This is a genomic window from Ruegeria sp. AH3, from assembly GCF_056536265.1.
This window is the reverse complement of sequence record NZ_JBQFJL010000002.1, coordinates 22770-37207: the sequence shown is the minus strand read 5'-3', so window position 1 is coordinate 37207 and position 14438 is coordinate 22770. Positions and strand designations below refer to the sequence as shown.

General features: G+C 53.7%; 14 protein-coding genes and 1 tRNA gene. 8 read left to right on the top strand and 7 right to left on the bottom strand.

Translation table 11 applies throughout. The features are described from left to right. Window positions 1–8: 8 nt before the first annotated feature. On the bottom strand, window positions 9–1559 hold the full coding sequence (locus ACR3EM_RS17780) for an NADH-quinone oxidoreductase subunit L (protein WP_480471973.1): 1551 nt from the start codon (window positions 1557–1559) through the stop codon (window positions 9–11). Window positions 1560–1671: 112 nt separating this feature from the next. On the opposite strand from ACR3EM_RS17780, the gene ACR3EM_RS17775 reads away from it, so the two are divergent. Next, the gene (locus ACR3EM_RS17775; RefSeq protein WP_480471972.1) at window positions 1672–2562 is read left to right on the top strand and encodes a LysR family transcriptional regulator; all 891 of its coding nucleotides are present in this window, start codon (window positions 1672–1674) and stop codon (window positions 2560–2562) included. 366 nt (window positions 2563–2928) lie between these two features. Continuing rightward, window positions 2929–3005: transfer RNA gene (locus tag ACR3EM_RS17770), tRNA-Pro, on the top strand. 323 nt (window positions 3006–3328) lie between these two features. On the opposite strand, the gene ACR3EM_RS17765 is transcribed toward ACR3EM_RS17770, so the two are convergent. Continuing rightward, entirely contained in the window at window positions 3329–3736 is a 408-nt protein-coding gene (locus ACR3EM_RS17765; protein ID WP_480471971.1) for a hypothetical protein, read from the bottom strand. A 13-nt stretch (window positions 3737–3749) separates the two neighbouring features. Beyond that, window positions 3750–4151 carry a hypothetical protein gene (locus ACR3EM_RS17760; protein WP_480471970.1) on the bottom strand — a complete coding sequence of 134 codons (402 nt, stop codon included), beginning with the start codon at window positions 4149–4151 and terminating at the stop codon, window positions 3750–3752. A 405-nt stretch (window positions 4152–4556) separates the two neighbouring features. Here ACR3EM_RS17760 and ACR3EM_RS17755 point away from each other — a divergent pair, with 405 nt between their 5' ends. Beyond that, the gene (locus ACR3EM_RS17755; protein WP_480471969.1) at window positions 4557–5249 is read left to right on the top strand and encodes an SOS response-associated peptidase; all 693 of its coding nucleotides are present in this window, start codon (window positions 4557–4559) and stop codon (window positions 5247–5249) included. 401 nt (window positions 5250–5650) lie between these two features. Here the strand turns inward: ACR3EM_RS17755 and ACR3EM_RS17750 are convergent, their stop codons facing one another. After that, on the bottom strand, window positions 5651–5905 hold the full coding sequence (locus ACR3EM_RS17750; RefSeq protein ID WP_480471968.1) for a hypothetical protein: 255 nt from the start codon (window positions 5903–5905) through the stop codon (window positions 5651–5653). Between the two features lie 767 nt (window positions 5906–6672). Between ACR3EM_RS17750 and ACR3EM_RS17745 the strand changes: the two genes are divergently transcribed. Further along, window positions 6673–7818, top strand: coding sequence for a tetratricopeptide repeat protein (locus ACR3EM_RS17745; protein WP_480471967.1), 1146 nt, complete (start codon window positions 6673–6675; stop codon window positions 7816–7818). Between the two features lie 241 nt (window positions 7819–8059). Beyond that, the gene (locus tag ACR3EM_RS17740; RefSeq protein ID WP_480471966.1) at window positions 8060–9328 is read left to right on the top strand and encodes a hypothetical protein; all 1269 of its coding nucleotides are present in this window, start codon (window positions 8060–8062) and stop codon (window positions 9326–9328) included. 257 nt (window positions 9329–9585) lie between these two features. On the opposite strand, the gene ACR3EM_RS17735 is transcribed toward ACR3EM_RS17740, so the two are convergent. Further along, window positions 9586–9834, bottom strand: coding sequence for a hypothetical protein (locus tag ACR3EM_RS17735; protein ID WP_480471965.1), 249 nt, complete (start codon window positions 9832–9834; stop codon window positions 9586–9588). A 381-nt stretch (window positions 9835–10215) separates the two neighbouring features. On the opposite strand from ACR3EM_RS17735, the gene ACR3EM_RS17730 reads away from it, so the two are divergent. Continuing rightward, window positions 10216–10755, top strand: coding sequence for a recombinase family protein (locus ACR3EM_RS17730; RefSeq protein ID WP_480472892.1), 540 nt, complete (start codon window positions 10216–10218; stop codon window positions 10753–10755). A gap of 277 nt (window positions 10756–11032) precedes the next feature. On the opposite strand, the gene ACR3EM_RS17725 is transcribed toward ACR3EM_RS17730, so the two are convergent. Both ACR3EM_RS17725 and ACR3EM_RS17720 read right to left on the bottom strand, forming a co-directional pair. Then, complete coding sequence (locus ACR3EM_RS17725) at window positions 11033–11461, bottom strand: hypothetical protein (RefSeq protein ID WP_480471964.1); 429 nt, start codon at window positions 11459–11461, stop codon at window positions 11033–11035. 150 nt (window positions 11462–11611) lie between these two features. Continuing rightward, window positions 11612–12325: a hypothetical protein gene (locus ACR3EM_RS17720; RefSeq protein WP_480471963.1), complete on the bottom strand. Its 714-nt coding sequence runs from the start codon at window positions 12323–12325 to the stop codon at window positions 11612–11614. 546 nt (window positions 12326–12871) lie between these two features. Between ACR3EM_RS17720 and ACR3EM_RS17715 the strand changes: the two genes are divergently transcribed. Both ACR3EM_RS17715 and ACR3EM_RS17710 read left to right on the top strand, forming a co-directional pair. After that, window positions 12872–13246 (top strand): hypothetical protein, encoded by a 375-nt coding sequence (locus tag ACR3EM_RS17715; protein WP_480471962.1) that lies wholly within the window; start codon window positions 12872–12874, stop codon window positions 13244–13246. 667 nt (window positions 13247–13913) lie between these two features. Continuing rightward, window positions 13914–14378, top strand: coding sequence for a phage regulatory CII family protein (locus ACR3EM_RS17710; RefSeq protein WP_480471961.1), 465 nt, complete (start codon window positions 13914–13916; stop codon window positions 14376–14378). The last annotated feature ends 60 nt before the right edge of the window (window positions 14379–14438 follow it).

Below are 14438 nucleotides of genomic sequence, written 5' to 3'. Positions count from 1 at the left end.
TGTTCCTTTCAGGCTACTGACCGCCTGGACCAACTGTCCAGAAGCTTGTCGAAAACCGCATTGGCATAAAGGCCGTTGGTTAGGTGGACGCGAAGGCCGGCAGCAGTTGGATGCATGGCCCATAACGGGAAGGTGGCTTGGGCAACGGCGACGCCGCCAAAACTTACAAGCGCCAGTATGATAAGCGCCCATTCCAGCGGGCCGGGGTAGGGGGGCTGCGGCAATGTACCAGCTGTCAGGTGCTGTACGATGGCTTGCAGCAGGAAGTAACTGACTGAGGTGACAAGGGCGAAAACGGCGGTGCGTTGCATCAGTTCGCGCGGGGCCGAGTCTGCAAATCCTTGCGCCAGCAAGTAGGCGACACCAAAGATCAGGATTACACCAAGGGCGATGATCTGGATCGACTTGCCGTCAAATCCGATGATCGTACCGACAAGGCCATAGATCACGATTGCAAAGATGAACGCCTGCAAAACGTTCCGTGCACTTGGCACTGCAGTCGGTCCCGGGCGACGGATCGCAGCGACGTTGCGCACAGCCTCACCGGAACTCAGGAAGGCATGCGCCTTGTAGAGCGAATGCGCCACGATATGCAGCAGAGCCAGCGGGAACAGCGCAAGGCCGCATTGCAAGACCATGAAACCCATCTGCGCAATGGTCGACCACGCGAGCGAAGTTTTGACCGCCGACTGGGTCAGCATAACCAATCCGCCAAACAGCGCGGTAAACCCGCCCAGCATAACAAGTAGCGCCATCACCCCCGGGGCAAGTAGCATGACATCTGCAAACCGGATCAGCAGGAACCCACCAGCGTTGATAACACCTGCGTGTAGAAGTGCGGAGACTGGCGTCGGAGCCTCCATCACCTCGGTCAGCCAACCGTGTAGCGGGAATTGCGCAGATGCCAAGACGGCCGCGATGGCAATCAAAAGCGCCGCGGTCATTGACATCCAATTCGCCTCAACCATCGCAAGGATGGTTTCGATATCGCTTGTCCCGGTCGCGGCAATCAAGAGAATGAAAGCCGCTACCAATGTGCCTTCGCTTAGACGTGCAACAACGGCTTTCTTACGTGCTGCACGTCGCGCTGTCTTGCGTTCGGGATAAAACAACAGCAGCCGTTTCAGTAGCAGGCTGATTGCCATCCACGCTGCAAAAAGCTGAAAGAGATTGCCCGACATGACCAAAAGCAGAACTGCGGCCAAGGTCGCTGCCATCCAGCTTGTGAACGCGCCCTGATGCTGTTCCCCGTCCATATATGTCTTGGAATAGCGCAGCACGATCCAGCCAATAAAGCTGACAAGCACGAGCATGATCGAACTCACCGCGTCAAGGCGTATGGACAAACCGAACCCCATGAACCCGATCAGAGCAGATGTGCCGGGACCTTTTACAACCAGCAACGCAGCAGTCAGAGTCGCAATTGCAAAGGCCACAAATGCGGCCACCTCTGTTAGTATCGGCACCGTCCCGGGCCGCTTCCCCGGATGTTGTGCTGCGTGAATTGCAGCCGCAATCAGCACCAGAGGGCTGAGCAGGGGCAAAAAAAGATAAATCATGATCGCGTTCCTTCAGTTCTCGAGGCCAGAAGCCGTTGAGACTGACTAGGGCAGCTATTCTAACAATAAAAATTCATTGTTATTTTAATATCGTTCGATATTTTAGAACGTAATGCCATTGAATTATCATCATCTCCGGTATTTTTGGGCTGTCGCCCATGACGGGAATCTGACCCGAACTGCGCAGCGGTTAAACCTGTCGCAGTCAGCGCTTTCGGTTCAAATCAAGCAACTGGAAGAACGCCTTGACCATGCGCTGTTCGAGCGTCGCGGACGGCAGTTACATCTGACCGAGGCTGGCCGTATCGCACTGGATCATGCAGATGCAATTTTCTCGACTGGGCAGGAACTTGTCGCAACGTTGAGTAGCACCGTGCAGGACCGGAAAGCCCTGCGTGTCGGTGCGCTTGCAACCTTGTCGCGCAATTTTCAGGTCGGGTTTCTCAGGCCCATTCTCTCGCGCATCGACGTCGAAGTTATCCTGCGCTCTGGCAGCCCGACCGAATTGCTCGAGGGGTTGGAAACGTTGAACCTGGACATGGTCCTGATGAACCGCCCACCGCCGGACGACAGTCTGACACCCTATGAAACACACCATATCGGAGAACAAGCTGTCAGCATCGTCGGAACCCCGGAGCGACTGAAACAGGACCGCCCGATCAAAGAGCTACTGAGCAATCAGCCCTTCATTTTGCCGACAACCGACAGCAGCGTGCGCACTGCATTCGATGCAATGGCCAGCCGCCTGTCCGTCCGGCCTCAGATCGCTGCAGAAGTAGATGACATGGCGATGATGCGCCTGTTAGCGCGCGAGGATATCGGGCTTGCTCTGGTCGCACCAATCGTGGTGACGGATGAGCTCAATTCAGGTCGCCTCAAGGAGGCCACCGACCATCCGCGCATCAAGGAAACCTTTTACGCCATAACATTAAGGCGCCGGTTTCCGAACCCCTTGGTCCAGGACCTTCTGGAACAGAATTCTGTGTCTTCTTTTCTGGCCTGAGAGCGCAGAATAACACAGGAACGTCTTGGTATTTTCATCAATTGTCGTGGCTTGAGAAGGCGTGATTTCCCAAGTGTCTTCCTAGTCGCAACACATTTCGTCGTGCATCTTGCCGAGTTCCTGAGCCGTTGTCCTCAATGTCGGGCTCAATACTGCGCTCTAAACACTTTGCCGCAATGCAACTGCCGTTCATCATTCATGCGAACCAACAAAGCCAATAACGCCTATCTAACCCAGAAACCGTCATTCCGATGGAGCGTAGATCAGCCCTTCACTAACATTCAAACTGTGCTGTGTAGACGGGGTTGATCACTAAAAAACCCTCTTGCACATCCAAACCCTCGGGTATAGATCACCCGCCACGGTCGGAGTGTAGCTCAGCCTGGTAGAGCACTGTCTTCGGGAGGCAGGGGTCGGAGGTTCGAATCCTCTCACTCCGACCAGATTATTGAATATTTTCAGAACTTTAGAGTGGCCTTTGCTGGCTTCGTTTTTGATGAATCTATTCGGGCAGCACAGGGGCAGCACCACGAAACCCGCTCATACTGATATGAGAAACTGGTTGACGCTCTTTGTTGCTAGTACTCGAACTGTGCCAGGTAAAGAAACTGATCCTTAAAAATTAGGAGGAGGGCCAAGCACAAGACGGCTACCGCAAGCGAACGGAACAGCTTGACGATCTCTCGCCTTTCCGCAGGCTTCGCGCAGTCATACCCCGTCAAAACCAAAAGGAAGTTTCTCAAGCCCTGCTCCTTATTGTGAACGCTTAGAACAGCAAAGCATAACCTAGAATGAGGTAACCGATCGTTAGCGATGCGCTTCCAGCTTTCGCAAGAAAAATTGGGCCAGTGTGGACTAAAGGTAGAATTTTCGCATTTCTCAGTTGTGATTTGTCATCTGAAGCATCGTACAAAATGATTGCCCGCTGTAGCTGCATGGCTATTGATATGACCAAGTAGTTCATAACCATTGATAACATGAGGAACAGAGACGACCAGTAGATCCCACCTCCAACGAATTTGTCTGAATAGAGAGCCTGGCCGAGTGAAAAAACCACTATCGGTGCGCCCGCTACCGTGATTTCAAACTTGAGGTGTGAAATCATAGTTTCAACAAGCTCTTTAGGTGAAACTACATACCACAGTGGTGCTGTTTCTTCCGGCATATCACCCATGAAAACTCGCTCCTTATTGTGAATCCGCTTTATACCACTCCGCGATGGCGTCGTGCATCATCCAAGCCGACGGCGCTGTGCACTTGGGCTCGGTCTCACCATCTACGGTAAAATAGCTCCATTCCTCATCGTCCATATACCATGTTCCAAGGGCTTCGCCGTCTACGAGAAGAACATCGCCCTGCAAATCCTCATTGTGGTAGCCGCAAACTATGATGCCGTGGCGGACCTGAGCCCCTTCATCGACTAAACTGACTATTGTCTGGAACTGCGCGCGCACGGCGGCCAAATCTGAGCCGGAAATTCGGCCGACCTCGAATGAGTTGTATTTCAGCGTGCCGATATGTTGATTGTCGGCCTCGTTGACTTCAATTTCGCAAGTCAAATTTCCGTGCTGTTCGGTGGTAATAAGCACCCTCTTGCACTCCTTGTGGTTCATCAATTTCTACAACGTCAAAAAATAGCCACAGTACAAACATTGATCCAAAAGGCGACCAGAAAACAGAGATGATCCACCACGGCCAAGGGCTGTGACCTCGATCCCTAGCCATATCACCGACGACGGAAAAGATAAGCCACGTCATCAAAACAAAAAGCAGTACAACAATCAGAACAAGAGGAAATTCCACGTTTCGGTACCCATCTCAGTCTACAATAGCTGACCCGTTTGGACCGCGGTTTGCCATTGCCTATTCCGGCTCCATATATGCATCGCCGGGGTTTTGAATAGAGCCACAACCAAACGCGGCGCCTTACCCACCATCGGGATCAACAAAAAAAAGTTCACCAAACGTTCTCTCGATGCCGCTATGCTTTTCCAATGTGCGGACGACTCGGCAGACCTGAGATGACATGGGCAGAGCTATACGCTTTGCAGAATTGGATTGTGAACGGCGTCCCGGTCCCGGTTCAGCGCGATCCCAATGCCACAGACCTGTCGATGAGTTGGAACGTGAAACCCACTCAGATGCTGGATATGGCATTTATCCACGATGACCGGCTCATAAGCTCTACTGCCCGCTGGTGGCTTGTTCCGCACTGGTTCAAGGATGACGTGAAGGCATGGAAGCCAACGACTTTCAATGCGAAGATCGAGACCGCTCATGAATTGGGGTCGTTTCGTGTCGCGTGGAAACATAGCCGCTGTATCATACCCGCCAGCTTCTACTATGAGTGGACCGGCCCGAAGGGCGCCAAACAGCCATGGGTCATAAAGACAGACACTAATGATCCGTGCATGTACTTCGCAGGCCTCTACAGCCGTCTCTCATCGGGCCTGCACACCTGCACGATCCTAACCCGTCCCGCTCTGCATCAGATCGAACACATCCACAAGCGATCGCCGGTTATTCTCTCGAACGACAACCTGGTGCCCTGGATGGCTGGTGAAATTGACCATGACGCAGCGCAGGATCTCGGCTCCGAATGGGATGGCCGGATGCGCTACCACAAGGCGGCACCGATAGGTCGCGATGATGACGGGCCGGAATTAGTTGACGTTATCGAGACGTAATGGCTACGCGCAGTAGATCCCCAAAGAAAGCCGCAGACGAGAAGTATTTTCCCATCAGGGTACGCGTTAGAGTTCCGGAGGAAGGGTTCGGCCACAAGCTTGACGAGATGTTCTCGTGGCTTGATGCACATGCCGGACGGGGCTGCTGGGGGTGGAATGCAGACAACGTGCTTTCACGCGGCGCTCGGGATGCGACCTCGTTCTATCTCTTGAATGAGCAGCTGATAGCACCGTTCCTTGAGGCATTCGGCTTAGAATTGGCTCAAGGTGAAGCTAATCTATGCGGTGAAGGGTCGTTCAAGCTGCTTACCGCCCTTGGTAGTGATTGAAGTACGTTTGGCGGACACCACGATATCCAGATTTTTCTGAGACCCGCCTCAGAACCAAGCAGAGGATTAGTCTCAAATCAGCAATCGCTGATCCGGATCGTGTGTAGGAGAAACCTGTGCCGCAGGAGGTTTTCCGAGAGCTCGATCGAGGTCCAGGAGGCCGTACCGTGAACCTACAAAGATGTTGTGCAGGATGTTTTGAAAGAAGTGAGACACCGCCAGTGCATTTGTCTTAGACCCGTTTTTTGACTGGGTTCCTGCGTTTCCAGCGAATTCAAGAAGCTCTTCCAGCGCATTGAAGCCCTCGTTGACGATACGTTCGTTCAACAGGCGTGGGTATCGCTCCAGCACGTTTCTACGAGCTAGAGATCTCTCGCCTCAGCGGCCAATCATGGGGAACCGCGTCGGGTTCTCTCGCCATCATCGTTCGGATCTGAAAGAACGCGTGTCCCAGATTATAGAGATCATGGATAAAATCAGACGCCCTGTTACGTTCATCAGAGTCACTTCGGTTGAATGTCTCCAGAAGGGTCATGATCCCCTCGGCACGGCTTGCCGCCGATCGATTGAACGACTGTTCGTTCGTGAAAAACATCTGCTCGCCCCTTTAGGCTGTTTGTTCTTGGCGAATCATTCGCAGATGAAAATTTGGAGAAAAATAGAGAAGTTTGAGGGGGTTTCTCGAATGTTGGCAGTTGTATAAAGCTGTGAGCCTCCATGCGGCACCTCACGCGCTTACAGTCGCGGCAATATGGTCTGTGCAATAGCCGACCTTGGGCCGACGACCACATGCGGTAGAGTATTAGCTGAAATGGACGTTGATCGTCAGAACAGAATTCCAGAATGAGCAATGGCCGTTTACAGATCCAGCGAATGTGCTCAACGCCGTGCAAAAATCGAGGTTCGAACCTCACCAACTAGGACCATCGCGCGCGCATTGACAAATCCATGTCTGGAAGAGGGCGTGCCGTGTCGTGATATTTGGCACCCGAGCAATGCCCCGCACGAGCGATTAACGGCCTTCCAGTTGATGAGAGCACGATGCAGTCCTTCAACGGTTGTGGTCTGCTGAACGAATTTCGGCTACAATAATGATGTTTCAAACTCGTGGGTCACCGGGTTCATCCGGTTATCGAGCTGCATTTCTTTATCGGTTTCGAGGTTTTGGGCAATTGGCAGAAATAAACAAAGATCAGGATTCTACATCGCCTTCGGCGCAGTCATTGCTTCTGCGCGCCCAGGATCTGTATCGGAACGGCGACCTTGGTCAAGCTGAAGCCGTCACGAAGTCCTTGCTCAACATTCCGTCCGCACGGCCCGATGCGCTGTTTGGTCTCGGCATGATTCAGGTGAAGCGCGGATTGACCGAGGAAGCAAAGAAGAATTTCACTCAGGCTCTCGAGTTAGCTCCCAACTCCGCTGATGCGCATTTCCAGCTTGCAAGGCTGCTACATGATACGGCTCCAAACGAAGCCGAAGCGCACTATCGCAAGGCGCTGGAATCCCGGCCCGGATTTCCTGAAGCGCGTGATGGATTATCTCGGCTTTGCACCCCGCCAGTTCCGTCGCCCGACCTGTCCGGGCCGCAATATCCTGCCGAGGCGGGTGCGGAAGCCTCACCGCCGCAATCCGCAGCGAGCGAAGCCGAGGACAACGGGAGAAGCTCTTTGGCAATGGCGTGCGCCATGATCGGCATCGCGGTCCTGTCCATAGCTGTCTGGGGCCTGTTGGCATGGGTAATTGACGAATTTCTGCCGGAAATGGGCGATTTCGGCCTCTTCGCTCCGATTCTTGTGGCGGTCGTTGTTTTCCTGTTGGGGATTGGCCGCCTCATACGCAGATCAAGGCTGGTAGAAGATCCCTTTATTGCGATGGTCGAATCCGATCGCGATCCGATTTCTGCCGAAATCGCCAAGCTCCTTAAAAGCGTTGTTCTCGACCGCAGGCCTGCACTGCTGGCACACCCGGGCAACATATTTGTTTTGCCCGCCTTTGTTGGCGGATGCGTCTTCTTTGCGTTGATCATGGCGCCGGCGCGCCTTGGAGGTATTCGCCTTCCACAAGCAAGCGAAACCGAAGCCATTTTGGTGGCCGTAGTTTCGGCGGCAGCTATTTCCGTGATCGCTATTCTCCGAATTTTGACGACGAGGATCACAATCCGTCAGGGACGGGTGCGCCTTGCCCGGGAATTTTGCTCCGGCAAATCTCCTATGTCGAACTGGCCCGGGTCACGGACGTGACGGTGCACCGAGGTCCGTGGGGCCTGTTGACGGGGTACGGGACATTGACGCTAACGATCGGCGTACAAACGCCGCGCAACGTCCAACTCAGCGGGATCGCGAGAGGTGCACGGCTGAATAACCTTGCGGAGAACATCCGGCAGACGTCGGTTGCCCTTCGTGCCAGCCGTTGGGGGCGCGACGTTCTTGTCTGGCGCTAGGTGCTGCAACGCCTAGCCTTTCATCAAGGAGAGGAAGCGACATGACAACAAGCAGTGGTGATTGGAAGGGCTCGATTTCCGGTGCCGTGGATAAGGCTCTCGAGGCGGCCGGAGCTGCCAAGGACTCCATCGGCAAAGTGATTGATGATCCCAAGGGAGCGGCAGGAGCCGCAAAGGATGCGGTTGTTGATGCCATTGCAGACGCAGCATCGGATCCACTGGGGGCTGCAACGGATGCGTATGAGGCGGTCACGGATCCTTTTGGAATCGGCGACGCCGTCGAGGAGGCAATAAGCGAAGCGTTGAGCGACATCGCCGGTGAAATCGCCCCGGAAGGCTCATCCGCGGGAGGAAGCGGAGACGCGGCATCGGGTGGCGGCGGCGCGACCGGGGGTTCGGGTGCCGAGGGATCGCTCGGCGACGGCGCCAGTGCTGCTGGAGGTGCCGGTGCAGGCGGAGCCGCAGGAGCAGAAGGTGGTGCCGGTGCAGGCGGAGCAGCGGGTGCAGAAGGTGGCGGAGCAAGTGCTGGTGCCGGAAGCGCCGCGGGAGGCGGCGCGAGCACAGGTGGAGGCGCTTCTGGCGCGGCCGCAGGCGCTGGCGTTGGCGGTGGCGCCGCAGCAGGTGCAGGCGCCGCGGCGGGCGGTGGCATGACCGCTCAGGCTGCCGCTTGGGCCATCGGGCTCGGTACGGTCTCAGGCGTACTTGGCAACGCGATCTCCGAGGCGCTCTCCTCCGGAGGGGACTCCAACGAGGCGCAACCGGACACTGAGACTTCGGACACTGATGGCGAATCTGGCGCGCAGGATGGCACAGCAGACGGCGATGAAGCCGGTGCCAACTCAGGAGACGATACATCGGAGCAGGGCACATCAGGCGACGCAGGTTCTAGCAGCGGTGGCTCGATCGAGGGGTCGGGTTGGGGTGATGCCGATTCTTCCGAATCCGGTGGTACGGGCGGCGAAAGCTCCGGCGATACCGGCGGCGGTGAAATCCAGGGCTCTGGATGGAGCGAATCCGATGGCTCCGGAGCCGAGGACGGCGGCGGCGGCATCGAGGGATCCGGCTGGGGCGATGACGGGTCCGGCGTGTCGGACGACGGATCTGGCAGCGGTGATGGCGATCAATCATCGGGCGGCGCGGGTGGAACATCCGGCGGGGATGGCGGTGCCTCGGGCAGTGAGGAAGGGAATGGCGGCGGGTCGAGCGGTGATGGCAGCGGCGGTTCGGACGGAGATGGCGGCGGTGGTACTATCGGGAGTGAAGGAGGGGGTGGCCTAGACGATCATTCAACTGGTGGAACGGGTGAATGAAAGCCTGTGACAGGTGGCTTATGCGGACCATCCATTGATGGAGCCCGCCCACTCGCGCTGGTTCTCAAGCGCGGTTCCCTCCTCCCCTCCGGAGCGGTAGAAACCACCAAACGAACATCTGACAAACTTCAAAAGTCTCAGACCCATGCATTTTTCTTCGCGGTCGGTGCACAGGCTTTCGGCGAAATTTCGGTCTATACCCAGGGCGGGGTCGGAATGTACCGGCCCCCGCACACTGTTAGAGAAGCCAGAGCCTCTCAGACTTTGATCAACTCCAGCGCCAATTCGAGCGCCTCTTTGGCCTTTGCACTGATCTCTTCGTTCTCAGATTTTGCAAGCCTGTCTAGCTCTCTGAGAGATTTGATTGAATACTCGTGGCTTCCGTTGATCGCGATGCCTTCGAGATCGTCGATCCATTCTAGCGACAATTCCGTTTCTTCTGTTTCTTTGAAAGCGCGCGCTCCAGCGACTGCCCGGCGAAAGTAAGTCTCTTCATTTTCTGACATTCGGTTCTCCTTTCTCCTGTCATGACAAAAAACTAGGCAGGAGAAGTCTCTTAGTCATGTAGTTTGTTGTTTTCTGACAATGGCTTACAATGCCAGACACTGCTGACATTGTATTGCGTCTGTCTGTCGCCAAATCGATATCTGATTGAATTATCTAGGCCGAACCGACTGACAATCTGGACATCGGAATACAAACCGACAGACAATGCCGTACACATTCGCAAATTCATCATCGAAAAAAGTTGTTGGGCGCTGGTCTCGTTAGGGTACACCCCACCAAAACGAAGCGATGAGACACTAAAAACGTATCAATTAAGTGTCTTGTAATTACCGAAGTGATTCTTATATCGAGTCTAGAGCCAAACGAGACACGGTGTGAAAATGAAAATCGGATATCGCAGAGTCAGTACGACAGATCAGAACTTGGACCGGCAAGAGCTCGACTGGTGTGAAAAGGTCTTTGAAGAGAAGCTGAGCGGTGCGAACCGTGATCGGCCAGCGCTTCGAGAATTGATCGACTTCGCCCGAGAGGGCGATGAGGTCATCGTTCACAGCCTCGATCGCTTAGCCCGAGACCTACGCGACCTAGAAGGCATCGTAGACGAGCTGAACGAAAAGGGAGTCACGGTTGAATTTCTGCAAGAGCGGCTGCGCTTCTCGCCAGATGCAGACGATCCGCTGTCAAAGCTGCAACTGCATCTGATGGGCGCCTTCGCCGAGTTCGAGCGATCTATGATCCGCAAACGCCAGGCCGAAGGTATTGCCCGAGCGAAGGCCAAAGGCGTCTATAAGGGCCGCAGAGCCACCATAGACCGTGATCGGGTTGCTCAACTGCACGCAGTTGGGATGGGGGCTACGGAGATAGCTAGTGAGCTTGGGATTGGGCGGGCGTCGGTTTATCGGGTATTGCAAGGCAACTGAACGTAGATGTAGACACAACGGCCACACAGCTGCCGTTCGCTGCTCTTGCAATATTAAGCCCTACCGAGGTCAGCTTTGCGCAGGAAGCGGACTTTGCAAATTCCGAGCAGCAGCCCGATGCTACCTTTAGTTCAAAGAAAGGTGATTTTGCGACGAACCTAACGATCCCACATATTTCGCTGGAAATCACAAATACCAGAAATCAAAAGAGGTATCCTGCAAGGCAATCACGAAAACGCCAGAACCCGTTATTGCCTGCAAGTCGGGCTTTTTCACATCACAGCTCAGGTACTATTGTCTCTACTTGCGTTTCGGCATCGTTCTGGATTTTCTGAAGCTCGTCGAGCCAATTATCTTCGTGAAATGCGAGCGTTGCTTCGAAATGGGCATCCAAGACGCCAAATGCTTGGTAAATTGCAATAAAAGCCTTGTCTTTGTCCGAACGGTTCTGTTCCCGAATGCCAAAAAAAGCATCTGTGGCGCAGTTAGATGGAATTGGAAGACTAACCTTATTTGCAAAAACCACATCGACTGCATCAAAGCGGAAAGAAATCATGCAACCGTCTTTGATGTTTGGTTCACGATGCAAATTCGCGATCAGTTTCTGATCGATTAACGTGGCATCTGAGCGATAGCTTGAAGCACCCCATCTGCCCTCGCGAGAACCTCCAAATACTTGAGCGCCGCGGTTCGGATCGGCACCCATAAAAAACTCACTATAGGCGACGTCGCCTAAATCGCCGCGCCCCGCGTAAGTCCCTTTTCAAAGGAGCCGTATTTTTCGTTCATGGCCGCGTAGACAGCATCCAGAGAGTTCTTATCAACAGAGAGTTGCCGAAAAACTGCAAACACTCGATTATCCAAAAGCCAACAGAAATTCTCTCATCGCCGGGTTGGCCTCATCCAAAACGAACTGCATTCCTTCTATTCGAGGGTTGTTTTCTAGGGCATCTCGCATCGAACCTTGTTGTATCAAGTCCAGGTTGGTGGTTGGTAAAGTGTAAGATTGACCATCAGGTCTGGTTGAGAACCAGCTAAGATTTGAGAGGATGAATGCCCCGTTAGCAGGGTAATTTTTGTCGGCGGGGCTCTCGCTATAGCCGCGCTCGTTGATCAATATTTGTATGACATCCTCTTTACTCATACCGACTTCAAGTCCCAATACGTCGAGGTTTGCGGGGCTTTTTGCTTCTGACGTAACAGAAAGTGGCAATATCCGCTCGGCAGAAAACTCCGCAGATTTGTTGCCCGCGGAAACATCTATCGACGCGACACTGTCCGCTAGTTCGACATTCATCAAAAAAGATTCAGGACAGCTTTGGGGGTCAGGTACAGACACCCAATTTTTACTGGCTTCCGATTTCCGTAATAAACCGTTGCACCGAAGTACTTTGTGAACCAGCCGAAAACGGCCTGCATTTTCGCCAATTGCCAATTCAATAAAGCCTTCAGGCTTAGCGTTGGGACCGACACTACCCGCATAGAACCCACCGTTTTGTTCCTGCGCCTGTGCGCCTTGCCCCAACAAGAAGGTAAACGACACCGCTGTTGCAGCTACAATATGCTTCATGATTCTATCCCATTTTACTCAGGTACATAGTCGAACTCGAAACCGGCTCTAAATTTACGAACGGCGCAATCTTCACATTTGAGACGCGTCAAAAATTTTCACATCTGTGCATGTTGTTTAGCAGATCACTCGAAATGTTTCTTGTTGGCAACCCCTTACGCGTCGGTACACTATGCGTTGACGGATGCTTCCGGTGTCGTGCAATGGCGATGCAGGTTGCTGCAACATCGCTCAGCCTGGACGGCTGGCATTCGGTCCAAAGCCGGTCTATGACAGTCCGGAAAGCTGTTTTGAGATTGCGCGATGTAGCAAAAACGGAAAGGCTAGGGAATTTTCCGGGCTCTGGCGTGTCCCAAACTTGCCGCAGATGGGCTTCAGTTCTTCGCACGCTGGTCCCCCGCGACAGTCTATACAGGCCCTGCGCAGAATTGGATGACACCAAGATGATCGTGTTCACATGAAGAAGACGAAAAGTTTTTTCGGGGCGGCCTCTTTGGATGTGGGCCGTTCCATTTTCAGCCGAAACCAACTTAAAAGGGGCTATTCATGATACCCGCAAACTGGAAAACACTTACTGCTATTGCGCTATCCGTGCCAACGGCTTCTCACGCCCAAGAAATACGGAACGGTAATTACAGCGGAGCCACGCAGGCCAGCACGACCGTGGTCGTGAACATCAACAACAAGCGGGGAGACATCACAATCCTCGCCAATGGCTGCCTTGGCTTCGTGGAGGGCATTCTGGCGCGCAATGACAAGGGACAGCTCTTTCTGGTCGATGACCTCTATGACGAGTCGCAGTGCGCGGTTGCCCTCATTCCTCAGAGTGCGACGAGCTTTCAGACACAGGAAGGGCCAGAATGCAGTTACCACCACGGGGCTGCTTGTGACTTCAATGCTCTTGTTCAGTTGCAACAATAGTAGGAATGCGAGATGCGATGGATTCTTAGAGCAAATCGATTACAAGACGTTCTGAACATCACGCCTCTACCATTTTCTAACCAGTTAATAAGACTGATCCCAACACTGCTGCCCGCCAAACCAGATGTTGACACTGCTGCCTAGAAATGTGGATTTGCCGGCTTAATCGGGTCCATTAATGAGCTATTGCACCATTCAAGAGCAAAGATGCGGAAAGCAGTAAAGCCCGCAATCCGCACTTGCAGAGTCTCGTATTGAAAGTCCGCTTCGGGCTGAGACCTGCCGAATGCCTCTGCGGCAACTTAGCGGTACGGCAAAGGCTGCTCAGGGCTCAAACCACCTGTCTGAACCCGCTGCAGAGAATGGCAGCTCAGTGCCCCAAAGCTCCGGATCCTGCTCAGTGCACAAACGACCGCTACTCAAGCACCAACTGACATTGGGCAAGGCCAGATTTCTGGCCCTGTTGACGCTTTATTCTGATATTGGAGCCTAATACAGGAAAAAGACCCTATTTTACCATCCAAAGCTATTGGCACATAGCCGAAGACAACTTCAGTGGGGGAAGACTAATTTGACATCCCAACAATCGCAGCACCCCAACGTCTCATAGACTCCAACGCCTTTCCGATGCACCCTGTAAGAATAAAGGGTTGGGTCTGGAGGACATATGCGCGGAAATGACTTTGCTTCACTCGTTCACCGAATTCTGACGACCGAAGCCCAATTCAGCTCAAAAGAGGTCGCGCGGCATATGGGTCTGGAATACGATGCCTTTTACGCCCGTCTGCGCAACCGGACAGTGTTCTCGGCAAATGAAATAAAGGACTTGCTTTCTGCCATGCCTGACGCGCGGCTTGTGGGCTACTTCCTCGAAGAGACGAACTTTGTAGCAGGCGACCGTATCGAATCCAGCGGGCGCGACGACGAAGAAAACCTATACCGAGCCACCAACCGTATCGTTCTTGAAGCAACAGAAGTGATGCGCGCCATGCATCTTGCACTCGCAGATCACCGGGTGGATCATCAAGAAGCCCTAACCATTCAGGCCGAGATAGAAGAGGCTGAACGCGCTCTTGTTGCCTTGCGTCTGCACATTGCCGAAGCATCTAAAAAGCGCAGCATGTCAAAATAACACGCGTCAAATTGATTGCGCCAGACGTCGGAAACACTCATTTCCCATGCTCCACCCGAA